This is a genomic window from Cyclobacterium salsum (assembly GCF_010119245.1).
Taxonomy (GTDB): Bacteria; Bacteroidota; Bacteroidia; order Cytophagales; family Cyclobacteriaceae; genus Cyclobacterium; species Cyclobacterium salsum.
In genome coordinates, this window is the sequence record NZ_WNKG01000002.1 from 247114 (window position 1) to 263789 (window position 16676).

At 42.6% G+C, this 16676-nt stretch carries 7 protein-coding genes; 6 read left to right on the forward strand and 1 reads right to left on the reverse strand.

Annotated features, from left to right (window positions below; translation table 11 throughout):
* Positions 1-4 precede the first annotated feature (4 nt).
* From GJS45_RS03910 to GJS45_RS03925, 4 genes are all read left to right on the forward strand, one after another.
* Positions 5-1384: a Fic family protein gene (locus GJS45_RS03910; RefSeq protein WP_162340156.1), complete on the forward strand. Its 1380-nt coding sequence runs from the start codon at positions 5-7 to the stop codon at positions 1382-1384.
* Positions 1385-1473: 89 nt separating this feature from the next.
* The gene (locus tag GJS45_RS03915) at positions 1474-4689 is read left to right on the forward strand and encodes a type I restriction endonuclease subunit R (protein ID WP_162340157.1); all 3216 of its coding nucleotides are present in this window, start codon (positions 1474-1476) and stop codon (positions 4687-4689) included.
* A gap of 538 nt (positions 4690-5227) precedes the next feature.
* Positions 5228-5455: a hypothetical protein gene (locus GJS45_RS03920; protein ID WP_162340158.1), complete on the forward strand. Its 228-nt coding sequence runs from the start codon at positions 5228-5230 to the stop codon at positions 5453-5455.
* Entirely contained in the window at positions 5452-10056 is a 4605-nt protein-coding gene (locus tag GJS45_RS03925) for a sacsin N-terminal ATP-binding-like domain-containing protein (RefSeq protein WP_162340159.1), read from the forward strand. Before GJS45_RS03920 ends, GJS45_RS03925 begins: the two co-directional genes overlap by 4 nt.
* A 279-nt stretch (positions 10057-10335) precedes the next feature.
* On the opposite strand, the gene GJS45_RS03930 is transcribed toward GJS45_RS03925, so the two are convergent.
* Positions 10336-10596, reverse strand: coding sequence for a hypothetical protein (locus GJS45_RS03930; protein ID WP_162340160.1), 261 nt, complete (start codon positions 10594-10596; stop codon positions 10336-10338).
* 308 nt (positions 10597-10904) lie between these two features.
* Between GJS45_RS03930 and GJS45_RS03935 the strand changes: the two genes are divergently transcribed.
* Together GJS45_RS03935 and GJS45_RS03940 are read left to right on the forward strand one after the other, a co-directional pair.
* The gene (locus GJS45_RS03935) at positions 10905-12455 is read left to right on the forward strand and encodes a Fic family protein (RefSeq protein ID WP_162340161.1); all 1551 of its coding nucleotides are present in this window, start codon (positions 10905-10907) and stop codon (positions 12453-12455) included.
* A 390-nt stretch (positions 12456-12845) separates the two neighbouring features.
* The gene (locus tag GJS45_RS03940; protein WP_162340162.1) at positions 12846-16664 is read left to right on the forward strand and encodes a PVC-type heme-binding CxxCH protein; all 3819 of its coding nucleotides are present in this window, start codon (positions 12846-12848) and stop codon (positions 16662-16664) included.
* Positions 16665-16676: the final 12 nt, after the last annotated feature.

Here is a 16676-nt window from a genome sequence, read left to right on the forward strand (position 1 = left end):
AAATATGCCCGAAACCAATCGTATAGAATATAAAGCCCAACTTACCAAAGACTTGGATCTGGAAAAAGAGGTGGTGGCCTTTCTGAATTACCGGGAGGGAGGGTTGATCTATATTGGCATTGATAAAACGGGCAAGGTATTGGGTGTTGCGGATACAGACGGGGATGCCTTGAAAATCAAAGACCGCATCAAGAATAATATTGCGCCATCTGCCATGGGTCTATTTGACGTGGTACCGGAAGAACGTGAAAACAAGGACCTGCCTGGTGGAGAGGCAAGTATTCTTAAAATCATTGTGGCAAGTGGTAGCGAAAAACCCTATTTCAAAAAGAAGTACGGTATGACAGAAAAAGGCTGCTATATCAGGATTGGTACAGCAGCAGAGCCCATGCCTCAAACGATGATCGACAAATTCTTTGCCTCGCGCACCCGCAACTCCATCGGTAAGATCAAAGCCCACAGGCAAGATCTGAGCTTTGAGCAGTTGCGCATCTACTATGAGGAAAAGAAAAAGCCGCTCAACAAGCAGTTTAAAAAGAACCTGGAACTACTCACCGAAGATGGCTCGATAAACTATGCCGGTTATTTACTGGCAGATGAAAACAACGTCTCCATCAAAATAGCCAAATACAGTGGTGATAACCGGGTGGACCTGATAGAAAACAACGAATACGGCTACTGTTCGCTGATCAAGGCCACTAAAAGTGTACTCGACAAAGTTGAGCTGGAAAACCGTACGGCTGCCACCATCACGGCTAAAGAACGAAAAGAACAGCGGCTATGGAATGCCATTGCTTTACGAGAGGCCATTATTAACGCCTTTGTTCACAACGATTACACCCGGGAAATTCCACCAAAGTTTGAGATTTTTGCAGACCGAATTGAAATCACTTCTGCAGGGTCGCTACCGGAAGGGTTGAGCCGGGAAGAGTTCTTTGAAGGGTATTCCATTCCCCGCAATAAAGAGTTGATGCGCATTTATAAAGATTTGGAAATGGTGGAGCAGTTGGGTTCAGGCATCCCACGAATTTTGGAGACTTACGGAAAAGAATGTTTTCACTTTTCTGAAAACTTTTTGCGAATGGTTTTCCCTTGCCGGTCCGGGATGCGGGTTCCTGTGGAAAAGCCCCCCCAAGATACCCCCCAAGATACCCCCCAGGTCACCCCCCAGGTCGAAGGACTACTTTCAGTAATGGATAAAGACCTATCAAGGGTTGAAATTCAGGAAAAACTGGGATTATCTGATAAAAAGAACTTTAAAGAAAACTATTTGTCTCCGGCACTTGAGGAGGAGCTAATCGAAATGACTATACCGGAAAAGCCTAGCAGCAGACATCAAAAATACCGGTTAACCCAAAAAGGAAAAGCACTTTTGAGCCGATGAAATCAAGAATGACGCAAGCGACTCACGGAGGAATGATTATTCATCATGCGAAGATTCCATGTGACCTTTGAAAAGCAAATTATAAACACATGAAATTTACGGAGGAAAAACTAGAACAGGTATTTACTGAACTGCTCAGCCAGCAGGATATCCCCCATGTGCACGGATCAACAATTAAACGTAGTCCGGATGAAGTGCTCATTGAAGAGGATCTAAAAACCTTTCTGTTTTCAAAGTACGAAAAAGAAAAACTCACGGAAAATGAAGCTGATCAAATTGTCCGCCAACTAAAAAGCTATGCAGCCTCTGACTTGTACGAGAGCAACAAAGCGATCATGAAGTTGCTTTCGGACGGATTTATCCTGAAACGTGAAGACCGTTCTCAAAAAGACCTCTATATCCAGCTCATCGATTATAGTGGATTGGCGGCTTTCCGAAATCCTGATACAGAACAACTTCCCTATATAATAGGGGCAGATCCTGAACCGTATAGTAACGTCCACAACATCTATAAGTTCGTTAATCAATTTGAAATTGTAGGTTTTGAAAAGCGTATTCCGGACGGCATTCTTTATATTAATGGGTTACCGCTAGTCGTTTTTGAATTCAAAACGGCCATTAGTGAGAATTGTACCATTTATGATGCCTATATTCAGCTTACAACCCGATACAAACGAGATATTCCTGAACTGTTTAAATACAATGCTTTTTGCGTCATCAGTGACGGTGTAAACAACAAAGCAGGTTCGCTCTTCGCTCCTTACGAATTCTTCTATGCCTGGCGTAAAATTGAAGGCATGGCAAAGGAAGTGGATGGAATTGATTCCATGTATACCTTGGTTCAGGGTATGTTTGACAAAAATCGTCTGAGAGACATCATTCGAAATTTTATCTATCTGCCCGATTCATCCAAAAAGGATGAAAAGATACTTTGCAGATATCCGCAATACTATGGAGCAAACAAGCTCTTTCAAAGCATCATTGAACACCAAAAACCGGAAGGTGACGGAAAAGGAGGAACTTATTTTGGGGCTACCGGCTGCGGAAAGAGTTTTACCATGCTTTTTTTGACCCGTCTTTTGATGCGGAGCAAATTATTTTCCAGCCCTACCATCGTATTGATTACAGACCGGACCGATTTAGACGATCAGCTGGCAGGACAATTCACAAACGCTAAAGAGTACATTGGGGATAACAATGTCATCAGTGTAGAAAGCAGAGCGGAATTGCGTGAAAGATTACAGGGCATACAAAGTGGCGGCGTTTACCTTACAACTATTCACAAATTTACAGAAGACACGGAACTACTTACTGACCGATCTAATGTCATTTGCATATCCGATGAAGCCCACAGAAGCCAAACCAATCTTGACCAAAAAGTAAAAACCACTTCAAAAGGTGTTTCAAAGACCTATGGTTTTGCCAAATACCTTCACGATTCTTTGCCTAATGCTACTTATGTTGGTTTTACAGGAACTCCGGTTGATGCAACGCTGGATGTGTTTGGGGATATTGTGGATGCCTATACCATGACGGAATCTGTAAAAGATGAAATTACGGTTCGCATCGTCTATGAAGGCAGAGCGGCTAAAGTATTATTGAATAACAGTGAACTGCAAAGAATTGAGGATTATTACAACCAATGCGCTGAAGCAGGAACCAATGACTACCAGATAGAAGAAAGTAAAAAAGCCGTCACCAACATGAATGTGATATTGGGCGATCCGGACAGATTAAAGGCATTGGCAGAAGATTTTGTAACGCACTATGAAACCAGGGTAAATGAAGGCGCAACCGTAAAAGGGAAAGCCATGTTCGTTTGTAGCAGTCGTACGATTGCATATGAATTTTATAAAAATGTTATAGCCTTGCGTCCTGAATGGGTAGAAATAATGGCCGCAGAACCAGGGTCTGAACTTACCGAAAAAGAAAAACGCGAAATCAAGCCGATGGAACGCATTAAGATGGTAATGACCAGAGGCAAAGACGACCCGAAAGAATTTTATCACCTACTGGGTACAAAAGAATACAGAAAAGAATTAGACCGCCAATTCAAGAATGCCAAATCAAATTTCAAAATAGCCATTGTGGTGGATATGTGGCTTACTGGCTTTGATGTGCCCTTCCTGGACACCATATACATAGATAAGCCCATTCAACGGCATAACCTGATTCAGACCATTTCGCGGGTAAACCGAAGGTTTGAAGGGAAAGAAAAAGGCCTGGTCGTAGATTACATCGGTATCAAAAAGCAAATGAACCTGGCACTGGCTCACTACAATAAGGCTGATAGCCAAAATTTTGAGGATATAGAACAGTCAGTGGTTGTTGTAAAAGACCATTTAGACCTATTGGCCAAGATTTTTCACAATTTTGATAGTAGCAAATACTTTTTAGGAAGTCCGGTAGAGCAATTAAATACGCTGAACATGGCTGCAGAATTTGCGCAGCTGACCCAGGATTTAGAAAAACGATTTATGTTTCTTGTAAAGCGGATGAAAGCAGCATATGACATCTGCGCTGGTAGCGACAAAATAAATCAGGCGGAAAGAGATTGGATCCATTTTTACCTTGCCGTTCGTTCCATCGTTTTCAAACTGACAAAAGGAACAGCACCCGATACCGCTCAAATGAACGCTAAAGTGCGAGAAATGATCAAAGAAGCGTTAAGCAGTGATGGGGTAGAAGAAATCTTCAAACTAAATGATGATAAGAACGCTGAAACCAATATTTTTGATGATGACTATTTAGCTAAGATTGAAAAAATTAAACTACCTAATACCAAGATCAAACTGCTCCAACAGCTACTTGCCAAAGCCATTGAAGATTTTAAAAAAGTGAACCGTGTTCAGGGCGTTGACTTTTCCAAAAAAATGCAAAGTCTTGTGGAGAAGTACAATGAACGAAAAGAAGGGGATGTGCTCAGAAGTGAAGTTCTTGAAGACTTCACAGATGAAATCATAGACCTCTATCATGCCTTAAAGAAGGAAAAGGAATCCTTCAACGAACTGGGGATTGATTTTGAAGAAAAAGCGTTTTACGACATCCTTAAGGCATTAACCGTCAAATATGACTTCATCTACCCTGACGACAAATTGATCCATTTGGCTCAGCATGTAAAAGAGGTTGTTGATGACAAAGCCAAGTACACCGACTGGAGTAAAAGGAGTGACATTAAAGCGGAATTGAAAGCCGACTTAATCATTTTATTAGCTGAGAATGACTACCCCCCAATAGATAGGGATGAGGTTTATAAGGAAATTTTTGAACAGGCAGAGAACTTTAAAAAATACCAAAAATCGTAAAAAACCACACACATTGCCCGGACGTTCAATTCCGAATCTTGGTAGAGTTAAGATTACAGTCTCGTAGACCGACACAGTTTAATCGTATTCATGCGACAAAATCCGATACTTCAGAAACCGGCTTCTGTAGGCAAAGATGTCGCATGAAAAGAATAAATGAATTGGGCTTTATAGGGAATGGAAAGAATCCGGAAAAGGCAAAGCTGATTTTGCCGGTGAAAAAGGTATCGGACAAAACACATTTTGTTACCGGACCAGCCTGTTCAGCAAACTGTTGACGATTGTAGTTCGATCTTGAAGAATCTTAAATTGCTTCGGAATAAAAATAAGTATGGAAATCATTCAACTAAAACATTGGAAAAGGAAGGACTTATATACTAAGTTTATTGACTACGAGGATCCAATTATATCAGTTAATGCAAACATCCCAATACACGATGCGATTGATTTTACGGAAACTATGGACATACCCAAGACTATTTTTTTTATTTATATAATATTGAGGAGTATAAATCGATTAAATGATTTTAAGTATATTGTGATTACCGTCTCAAAAGGCTTAACGGGTGTGGGCGATGACCGTCCTGTTTGGGAGTCCATCAAAGACTTAAAAGCCGGAGAAACCTACGAGCACATAGAAAAAATCCAGTTGTTTTACGGCAAAAAAGTAACCTACCACGCGCCATTTGATAAGTGCGATAGGGTGGAGGATTATAAAGTGGTGTGGGGGCATTTGGAGGAGGTTTTTAAGGAGGAGAAAGTATGATGGAAACTATAGAATTCATCAATGAAGTTAATAAGCTCAAGCAAGCCAATGTAGATACATACAGGAGCATCACACGCAGAATAACGGCTGACTTTAGGCTGGAAAGGGCGACCACAAAATCGTATAATGGTCGTCAAATATTGGAACTGCTTCAAAATTGCGATGACGCGTTAACAGAGTCTTCAAGTTGGGAAGAATCCAGGGTGGAAATATCACTAGACACGAAGAATCAAATTTTGAGTATCGCCAATTTTGGGGAACCCTTTTCCATTGATGGTATAGGCTCTTTGCTCATTGCGAATACTTCTAGTAAAGGAAAAGAGTTCATTGGAAATAAAGGGTTAGGGTTCAGGGCAATACTAAATTGGTCCCATGAAATTAACGTTCTAACGCGCGGTTGCAAAATCACCTTTTCAAAAGATCGGGCGCAGAAAGCCTTTGAATCTTTGATTTTGGAATCGGAGCAACAGGAACTGCGCAAGGATAATGCAGACTACATTGAAGGTAATGAAGTGCCTCTGGCTGTTCTTTCAATGCCAGAAGTTCGTTCTGCCGAAGATCAATCGAGTTACTCTACCGTCATAGAAATCAAGTATAAGGAAAGTAAAGAAGAAGATATAAAAAAGCAATTGAATGAGTTAAACACCAAACTACTTCTCTTTCTCAATTTCATTAAAAAACTCACCATTTCCTACACAGATGAAGGGCTTAACCGTATTTTGGAAGTTAACCGAGAGGTTAGTAACCCCGAGTTTGTTTTCACCAACGATGGGGCTTGGCACCTTGCAGATTCCGGTGATCAACGCTACGAAACTGAAGGCGAAAATGAAAAATTCTACCGTATTAAAATAGCTTGGCAGGATAGCCTCAACGAGGCTGATGCCAAATTCTACACTTTTTTTCCAACGGCCGTTCCAACGGAGTTGCCTGTACTTATTCATGGAACCTTTGATTTAGACCCTACGAGGAATTATTTGAATAAGTCTGATGACAATGCCAATCAAATTATCTTACAGGCCACTGCAGAATTGATGTTGGAAACTGCAAAAATTCGGCTATGCCATGGCGATTCATGTAATTGGGATGCATTTCGCTTCATGTTTCCCCAAAAGGTCTCATCAAATAAGATGCTTGCCGAATTTTATACTACGCTGAACACATACCGGGCAGAAGAAGCAGTTATACCTTGTGTAGACGGATGCTACAGAAACTTGCAAGATGTTGTTTATTTGGGAGATGAATTTTCTAATTGGATTATAGAGAACCAATTGGAAAATGAATTCTCCAACTTTATTGTTGCCAAAGGAGAGTTACCCATAAATATTACGAGTTCAGTCGGGTTTGAAGTGTTCCATGATATCCTTGATCAAGTGAACGAGCGAATCTCAATATCAGCCCGGGTTGACATCCTACGCATGATCACCATGAATCAAGAGGGACTTTTTGATTTCCTATTCAACCAACCTGATAAATTACCACTACTATTAGATGTGAACGACAAGCCTGTATCTGTTGCCAGCCAGGTTTTCACAAAGGATACAGAAAGCGCCGAATACGATTTACCTGATTTCATTGGTGATATTGCGTTCATTTCAAAGGCCCTATATGCTGCCATCAAGGAAGGATTAAAAGAGCAAATGGAGGATAAACAATTGGATACAGAAAAAGGCCGCCCCTCACGAGCTGTAAAAAGACTACTCAGTCCGGTTGTAAACATTGGATCAGATGACATAACTGATGTTATTCAGCATATCGTTTCCCAAACCAATAGGAGACTGGAAGAAATTAGCAATGATACGAAGACTATTAAAAAAATGGTGAAGTCTCTGTATTCCATATTTATTGTTAATACCGACAGAAAGGGAACTTTAAGTTCCATTCAAAATATCCCCTTGGTCACAAGGGAAAAGACCATTCGAGTAGCAACCAAGTTAAATTTTGGAAAAGAGTTTAAAAAAGGTGTTGAACCGGAGCTCATACTCGGGTGTACTCGTAAAGATTCTGACTACCTCATTGGAAATGAGTTTTGGGAACTTAACGCAAATGGCAATGAACTAGAGCTCTTTTTCACTTGGTTGAATGTTAATCATTTTGTGAGGTATTTGAACATTGAGAAGGAGTTAGGGAGATACGATTCAGACCCTTATACTGAATTCATAATAACCCACTTAGATAGACCAAGAAAAGATACTCATAAGACTTATAAGGTCCAAATTATTGATAACATTGAAGGTGTATTGAACCATCAGAATTTTACTATCGAACATTTAATAACTTGGGTAGCTAAGGATCAAAACTTGAGAATTTCTTTAACCTCCGAGCATAGTGATATTTTCTCAACTAAATTAGGCAAGATTCAAGATGATTTTACAAAAATTACTTCTTTCATAAAGTTTCATATTTCAGTTTCAGGAATTACCCGCAATGTTTTTGCAAATATACCGGTAGATAGCCTAAAAGAATTTAGGAGCGTAGATTTTAATTGTGACCTATTCAGGCAACTAAACTTGAGGGAGTCGGAGATCATGGAAGCTATATACGCACTCGGTATTAAGACTTCTTTTAATGACATAAGACCTGATGAAGTTTACCATATTCTTGCTAGTTTGCCCGCTTCCGCTGAGGCGCAAAAAAGTCAATCAATCTATAAATTGATCTATGAGTACTTTAAGAATAATGAGGGAACTCAATTAAAGGACTTTCCACCACAGTTTGAAGGTATGCGCTATTTCTGCAGACAAGGAGGCATTGGAAGGGAAATAGCCATAAAACCAATAGATGAAGTTTATTATTCAGATAACAAGTTGCTTCCTCAAAGTATCCTGGATAGGTATTGGTTCATCAATCTACCAAGACGTATCGGTGAAAACCGGGTAAAAAAGTTTTTCGGAGTTCAGTTAATTAAAGATTTTGTTGATGAGATAAAAGTTGAGCAAATAGAGCTAAACAACTTGAATGAAGAATTCAATAAGTATTTAGATCAACTAAAACCGATTATTCTTTGCTATAGGCTTGAATCTCTCAAACAAAATGAGTCCATTAAAGCAGAGACTCAACGGCTCAAAAGCTTGCATGTTAAATTAGTGAAGGATGCTTCTTTCCGCTTTGCCGGTGCGGAAACTGCTAAACTAGGTGAAGGAGAATTGCTACCATCAGACAAAGAATTCATACTCAGGAGCTCAATCCAGTATTCGTTGACTAATCTCAGAAATGATAAACTGCTATGCGATGCTATTGCTGAGTTGTTTTCTATTCTTTTTAAGGTTCAGGACTTAAAAAACACATTTAGAAGAGTATTTAAAGATGGTTTTGGCGACAGTATGCATCTTATTAAAACAGACGACCTAAACAGATATTATGAAGAGGCTGTTACTTTGTTGGGTGTGAGTCCGGAAGAAAAGGAATTCTGGCAAAGCTTATTTCCAAAAGAAGAACTTGACTTTCTCAACCGAGAAGTCTTAAAAAAACAGTTAGTAAATAAGTTGGGAATGCCATTATCCACGATTTATGAAAATATGAACTTCTCTGAGTTTTCGGGAAAATTAGAGCTTGAATTCTTGTCAGAGATATCCCAAAAGACAGGTGTTTCAACTAAATACTTCTTAAAAGAAGGAGCTTTGGAAAAGTGGCACAAGCTAAAATTGGTAGATAAAGTAAAAGACTTAGCCAATCAATTCGAAGAGAAATTATGGCATATCGCCAATGTCAGTGATGATCTTATGATGAAAAAGGATTTCTTCAAAAAATGTATCGACTTTGAAGATGCCGTTGATAATTATGCCTTTACCTCATACTTGTCTGAAAACCAATTTGAGCTCTTCCCTGATTACTTTAAGGCGATTCGAGATTATGCTAAAAACACTTATGGCATAGATCTTCAATCGGAAGACAAGTCTCAATTTAAGGCAGAAACCAAGTATAGGTCCATCATTGCTGGATACTCATTTGGGATGGATCTAGCGGATATGGAGAACATTATTAAGCAAGACTCTCTCCAGTCATATAGCCTGATGTACTTTGACGGTTTTGAAGATCGCATCAAAGAGGCCTGTGAAGCGCAGCAAACTGAATTTAATGGCGAAAAGAGCAATGTAGATGAATCGGAAAATATGGAAGGCCATCTACTTGTTTTAAAAAATGCCGAATTAAAGGCTAAACACACTTCCCCTACTGGCGGCATAAAAAAGGGTGGTAGTTACTCCCACACCACAAAAAGTGATAGGAAGAAAGCGCGTGCCGGTAAAAAAGAAGAAAACAAAGTCTTTCAAGCACTAAAAGAACAGGGATTTGAGGTTAGACGTGTTTCTCAAAAAAGAGACTCCAAACACTATGACCTGGAGTACAAAGAGCCGGGCAAAGAATGGCGATTCCTCGAAGTGAAAAAAGATTCAGGAGGCTACTTTTTCTTAAGTGCAGCTGAAAAAGAAACAGCTTTGTCGAACGAATATTCTGACAGGTATGATGTTGCAATTGTAAATGGTGATGAAATTCATTTGGTAAAATGTCCTTTCGAGTTAGGAACCGAGGAATTTGAAAACAATTCAAATTTTTATGCAGAACCAACAGAGTTTCTAATTAGCTTTTCAATAAAAGAAGAATAGAAATGCTTAGTTTAGACCATTCCATAGAAATAAAGTGTAGTAGCTCTGATGTTATCTGACAGTTGGATAAATTTAAACCACATTTTATTATGGGATATTACTCCGTATATGATTGTAAGATAAGGGTCTTTTTACGGCCCCTTGATCATTTCGGTAGTCCGGGGTATTCCTGACAGGTGGGTCACCGCCAGAGCCTATTTCCACTTCGCCCGGCGTTGGTAAAGTTACGACTTTTTCATGATTTAAGTCCAGCATTTTTTCGTCAGACGAATAAATCACTCATAACCAAGTTTCAAATCCTGGGCTTGCGCTGAAAGAAATTTCAATTTTTCTTCTCTGGTCCATTGAAGGCACTTTTCGTAGGTGAGCAAATCTCCTAATAGGATTCTTCGATGCTCCCCACTTTCTTGAACGGAATGGTAGTATTGTTTTCCAGTAATTTAATCCACTTTGGTAATGTTCCTGGGCTTTCGTATTTTTCTTTTCAATAGCTATCCCAATTTGAACAAAGAGCAGGTTCTGGCTGCACTTTTTTTCCATTCCAATAGTTAAAAGGGACGATGCAAAGTCCTCTCGATTTTACCTACTGCCTGGCAACCTTCCTGCCAATGAAAATGAGCATGTTACTTGAAGGTTTCGGTAATTTTCCGATAGTTAGAGGGGAGTCCTTTTCAGGCGATAATAGAAAAAACAGCAAGGATTTCGGTTAGCCAATAGTTGCTTCATTTTAGTTTTCATTTTTATAATTGTAATTGTATTTCATGAGATAAGCGTATTATTAATCATAATTCATGAAAAGTAATTGATTTTCATGGTATATTTGTACTTGTATGTCATAAAAAGGGATAATGCATCACTGTTTTTCACAACAAGTAACTGTATTTCATGGAAGATCTACTCCAGAACCTGGATTTCTTGCTGGATATGCATTATTAGTAGCTATAATTGAGGAAAATGGGGTGAACGTTCCTTTACCTGACAGACTTGCCATTATTACTGAAAAACATCAACGGTACAATACCAACCAATGGCAAGTATTTACAATCAGACATAAACCTGCCAATGACATAACCAGTCATTTAGCTTTTGCCATAAAATACGAAGGAATAGATCTATACATTCTAAAAAAATTCTTTCAGCACACAGGGAGCGAGCCTGTTCTGCATATGCTAAAGAAAGAGCCAACCAGTCAATACAGCAGAAAGGTATGGTTTCTTTATGAATGGCTAATGGATAAAGTGCTTGACGTACCAGATCTCAAGGCAGGAACATATGTCGAAATAGTCAATCCCAAACTTCAATACACAAGCTCTTCAATTAACTCTACCCGACACAGAATAAAAAATAACCTACCGGGGACACCTGCATTTTGTCCCATGATTAATAAAACAGATAAAATCGAAAACTTCATATCTAAAGATTTATCTGGTTCAATGGAAAAAGGCTTGGATGGCAGGGACAAAGATATCATTAGAAGGACTGCTGCATTTCTGTTATTAAAAGACTCAAAAGCTTCCTTTGCTATTGAAGGAGAATATCCTCCAAACCTTAGAGCAAGAAATTGGGGAAAAGCAATTGGACAATCAGGAAAAAAACAACTAACCATAGAAGAATTAGAGCGGCTTCAAGACATCGTTATTGGGACAAAAAAACTGAAGAATATGGGGTTAAGAACGCAGGAAGGCTTTATCGGAGAGCATGATCGCGAAACCTTTTCTCCCTTACCTGACCATATATCAGCAAAATATGAGGATTTACCATCTTTGATGAAAGGACTATTGGATGCAAATAAGCTTCTACAAGAGTCAGCGTACGACCCTGTATTAGCAGCAGCCACCATAGCATTTGGATTTGTATTTATTCACCCTTTCTCTGATGGTAATGGCCGTATACACAGATACATAATTCATCATATATTGACTCGAATGGGGTATACTAAAAGGGGCATGATTTTTCCAATATCAGCAGCCATACTAAATCGGATTGATGAATACCAGTCAATTCTAGAATCATACTCTTCTCCAAGAATAGAATTAGTAGAATGGGAGCCCACACCAGATCATAATGTTAAAATCCTCAATAATACAATTGATCTATATCGTTATTACGACCTAACCAAACAGGTGGAATTTTTATACGAATGTGTAGAGGAAACCATCGAGCAAATAATACCAGAGGAACTAGATTATTTAGAAAAATATGACCGAATAACTAATTATATAAACAATTATTTGTCTTTGCCAGACACCAAGGTGGATTTATTGATCAAGTTGCTAAATCAGAATAACGGTAGGCTATCAAAGAATAAAAGACAGAAGGAGTTTGACGATATCACTGATGAAGAAATTTCATCAATTGAAGAGAACTTTCAGTCCATTTTTGAAATAAATAATAAATAAACGAAAGCCCAACAAGAGCTAAACTGCATTGAAACGCAGTTTAGCCAAAAGAGATGATTTATGGTGAGAGACCTACGGCATACTTTGATTTTCGGTTCAGATTGAGATTTTGTAAATTTGAAATGGTTTAAAATTAATAAGATAGGTGAAAATAAGTTCGCTGATTTTTCATTGACAGATGAAAATTTAAACTGGAACGATTACGACTTGATTTTCCTATTTCTGATTTATATAATGGACAAATAGAAGCATAAAGATTGACTGTATGGTTTACGCCTACAACTTTTGCATCATACCTCTAATCGAGCAGCAAGGAGCTGCCAAAGTTACCCTCTTGATGAGGTTTATGATTAGCACTTTGTACAAAGGAACCAGTTAACTGACATGATAATGCCAAAAAATAAAAGCTTTTCCAGCAGAAAATACCAACGGCAAAGCAACCCTGTTATCGAATGCGCCAAATCCCACATCACCCCTTTACCCGGTCAGACGCTGGAAAATTCCACATTAAACCATTGCCCGTTTATTCACCGGAACATTGGGTGCATATTGCTCGTTTTTTTTGCATCCTTGCTATGCGCATGTGCTCCGTCCAAAGTCCCTTCTGATACATTTTTTGATGGCCAGTCATTCAGGGGCTGGAATGCCCACACAGCATCGGTTTGGCGCATTAAGGATGGAGTCATCACGGGTGGCAGTTTAAAGGGGAATCCGCGCAATGAATTCCTGGCAACGGACAAGGTCTACAAAAACTTTCACCTGCGGCTCGAATACCGGCTTGTTGGCACAGAAGGATTCGTGAATGGTGGCGTACAGTTTCACAGCCGGCGAACCAGCCATCCGGCGAATGAGATGAGTGGTTACCAGGCAGACATCGGTGCAGGCTACACGGGCTACCTCTATGATGAGTCTCGGCGTAATCGCTTTTTGGCGGAGGCAGACTCTGATTTCGTTGCTTCGATTGAGCGGCCGGGCCAATGGAACCAATACGAAGTCATTGCCCGTGGCAAGCAGGTGACGATTATTCTCAATGGTCAACGAACGATTACCTACCAGGAGCAGGAGGAAGCTATTCCGCTGGAGGGACACATCGCCTTGCAGATCCATGGCGACAGCAAATCAGAAATCTCTTTCCGAAACCTTCAAATTGAAGAGTTGGATGATACCGTCATCCCTCCCAATGAGGCTATCCTGAGTCGTTTCGGAACCTTACAGAACCGGGCACCCGTTCCCGCCTTCGAAGAGGGCAACTTCCAGTTGCAAGAAGAAGATGTTGTCGTATTTGTAGGTCAGGAAAACTTTGTGCGTGAGCAAAAATCGGGCGAATTGGAGTCGCTGTTGGCGGCAGGTTTTGCCAGGCAACGGCCCCGCTTTCGTTCGATGGCCTGGGAAGGTGATGTGGTCTATGAGCAATGGCGTGACCTGAACTTCGGCGATTGGGGCGATCAATTGGATGCGGTGGGCGCTACCGTGATCCTGGCTCAATTCGGTCAGATGGAAGCACTGGATGGACCCGACCGACTGGCGGATTTCGTAGCAGCCTACCACCAGTTGCTGGATCAATTTTCCCGCCGTACCCACAAGTTGGTGCTGGTGTCACCCATCCGTTTTGAAAAACCGCTTGCTTCCCATGCACCCGATCTTAGGGAAAGGAATGACGATCTTCAGTTGTATGTGAAATCGATGGAAAAGATTGCGGCTCAACGCAATGCGCTATTCGTGGATCTGACCAGGATGCGTTCCGGGAATCGGCTCACTGAGAATGGAATCCATCTGACACCGGAGGGGCTTCGCCGGGTGAGCGCGGAAATTGCCAGGCAGTTGGATGTTGAAATCGGGGAGATACCTTCGGAGAGGGTCCGTCAGGCCATCGTTCAGAAAAATCGCCTCTGGTTCGATTTTTGGCGACCGGCAAACTGGTCCTTTGTCTACGGAGATCGCGTGAATCAGATGTATGGGCAAGGTGCCGGGGAGGAGCCCTCGTTGCAGGTCGCGTTTGAGCAGCAGCTGCCCCTTGTGGAAAGCGCAGATGCCGTCATTTACGACCGGATCGCTGGTAAAGAAGCACCGGGAGTCTCGGTCGCTCCGGTGGTGTACAGTGAGATGGATGCGTTGACACCGGAAGAACAACTGGCGGGTTTCACGACCGCAGAGGGGTATTCGGTCAATCTGTTCGCTTCAGAGCTGGAAGGAGTAGTGAATCCCGTGCAATTCGCATGGGACGAGGAGGGAAGACTCTATGTAGCCTGTTCACCCTCCTATCCGCAGACATTGGCTGGGATGCCTGCGCAGGATTACATTCAAGTCCTGGAGGATCGTGACCGTGACGGGGTAGCAGATAGTTCCTGGCGGTTTGCCGAAAACCTGAGCATGGTTCAAGGCATAGAACCGGGTGGAGACGGGGTCTATGTCTGCGACTTCGATCGAATTCTCTATCTCCGTGACACCGACGGGGACAAAAAGGCCGATGAGCGGGAGGTACTATTCTCCGGTTTCGGCGTAGGCGACACGCATCAAATGGTAAACAGCATTACGCATGGCCCGGATGGGACACTGTGGTTCACCCAGGGGCTCCACGCCATTTCCCGGGTCGAAACCCCGCATGGAGTTGCCCGTCTGGACCGGGCCGGGGTTTGGCGATATCGTCCACGCCGCTTAAAATTGGAGAGTTTCTTCGGAGGGGGAATGGCGGGCGCCAATTGCTGGGGCGTCGCATTTGACGACTACGGGCAGGTCTTTCACAAGACGGGAGATCGCCCGGAAGGCTATTGGACCGTGCCCGGATTGGTTCCTTTTCCGGAACAAGACGATTCCCGCTACCATGAAGATCCGAACACGGCCTACGAAAAGAACAATCCGGAGCAGTATCACGATATAGGCCCCCTATTTGAGACTTCACCCAAAACAACCTCCCTGGAAATCATTGGAACATCCGCCATGCCCGAAGAGCTACAAGGTGCGGCACTGATCGCCGGATACTTTGGATCTGTAGTGGAATTGCACCAATTCGAGGACGCAGGTTCCGGATTTGCTACCCAACAGCTTCCCAGATTGATCACGTCGTCTGATAATTCCTTTCGCCCGGTGGATGTCTCTGTGGGACCCGATGGGGCTATGTATGTGGCCGATTGGTTCAACCCGATCATTGGTCACTACCAGGCGAGCTATGCCGACCCACGACGTGACAAGTCACATGGCCGCATCTGGAGGATCACAGCAGATTCCAGGTCGTCCTTTAACTATCCCGATCTATCCGCAATGGATGGGGGCCAACTGCTTGCACTTCTGGATTCTCAGGAGCGATGGTTGCGCTACCAGGCGAAGCGCTTGCTTTATTACCAACCAACGGAAACGGTTGTGGCCGCAGCAGATGGGTTGGACCTTCAGGATCGGAAAGATCAGTTTCTCCTCGAATTGATCGGAGTCTACCAGGCCCATGAAACGGTCCGGCCGGAGTTGCTCGATCGCCTGTTGCGGTCGAAGGATTTCCGGATTCGGGCCTATGGTGCCCGTGTGCTGGGAGACTGGGCGTCGCGGCTGGAAGGTGGAGCGCTTGGTCGGCTAAGGGAATTGGTTAATGATTCCCACCCCCGGGTCCGGTTGGAGGCAGTGATAGCCGCCAGCTACCTACGGGAGATCCCTGCGATCGAAGTGGTAACCGCAGCGCTCGAACATGAGTTGGACCCCTTTCTACAGTACGCGTTGAGGCAGAGTGCACGGTCCCTTCAAATGCTCTGGGAGACTCCTTTTCAGGAGGGGGAACTCCACCCTGCGTCCAAGGTTCAGGAAAACTTTCTGCGCGAGCTGCTGGACCAGGGCCCTGCGCTCGTTTCTACTGGCGAAGCCTTGTATGAAAAGGCCTGCCTGTCATGCCATCAGCCGGGTGGTAAGGGCCTGCCAAAGGTGTATCCACCCCTGCTGGGTTCGAAGCGGGTCACCGGAGACGAAACGAAGCTCATCAAAATCGTGCTCAATGGGCTTACCGGTCCCCTGGACGTAGCGGGAGAGCAATACGGTGCCGGAACCCAGTCCATTCCCATGCCTTCCATGGGTGGAATGAGCGATCAGGAGATCGCTGAGGTCCTCACCTACATCCGCAAGGAATTTGGTGACGGATCTCCCGCGGTTGCTCCCGAAACGGTTGCGAAAACCCGGGCGGAGGTCTCCGGACGAACCAAGCCCTGGACTGCTCGGGAGCTGGACGACTGAGCAGCCTTACAG

Bases quoted from the DNA above. Each gene is read 5' to 3' on its own strand.
- GJS45_RS03910 (WP_162340156.1), top strand. From the start codon at position 5: ATGCCCGAAACCAATCGTATAGAATATAAAGCCCAACTTACCAAAGAC.
- GJS45_RS03915 (WP_162340157.1), top strand. From the start codon at position 1,474: ATGAAATTTACGGAGGAAAAACTAGAACAGGTATTTACTGAACTGCTC.
- GJS45_RS03925 (WP_162340159.1), top strand. From the start codon at position 5,452: ATGATGGAAACTATAGAATTCATCAATGAAGTTAATAAGCTCAAGCAA.
- GJS45_RS03930 (WP_162340160.1), bottom strand. From the start codon at position 10,596: ATGGAAAAAAAGTGCAGCCAGAACCTGCTCTTTGTTCAAATTGGGATA.
- GJS45_RS03935 (WP_162340161.1), top strand. From the start codon at position 10,905: ATGCATCACTGTTTTTCACAACAAGTAACTGTATTTCATGGAAGATCT.
- GJS45_RS03940 (WP_162340162.1), top strand. From the start codon at position 12,846: ATGCCAAAAAATAAAAGCTTTTCCAGCAGAAAATACCAACGGCAAAGC.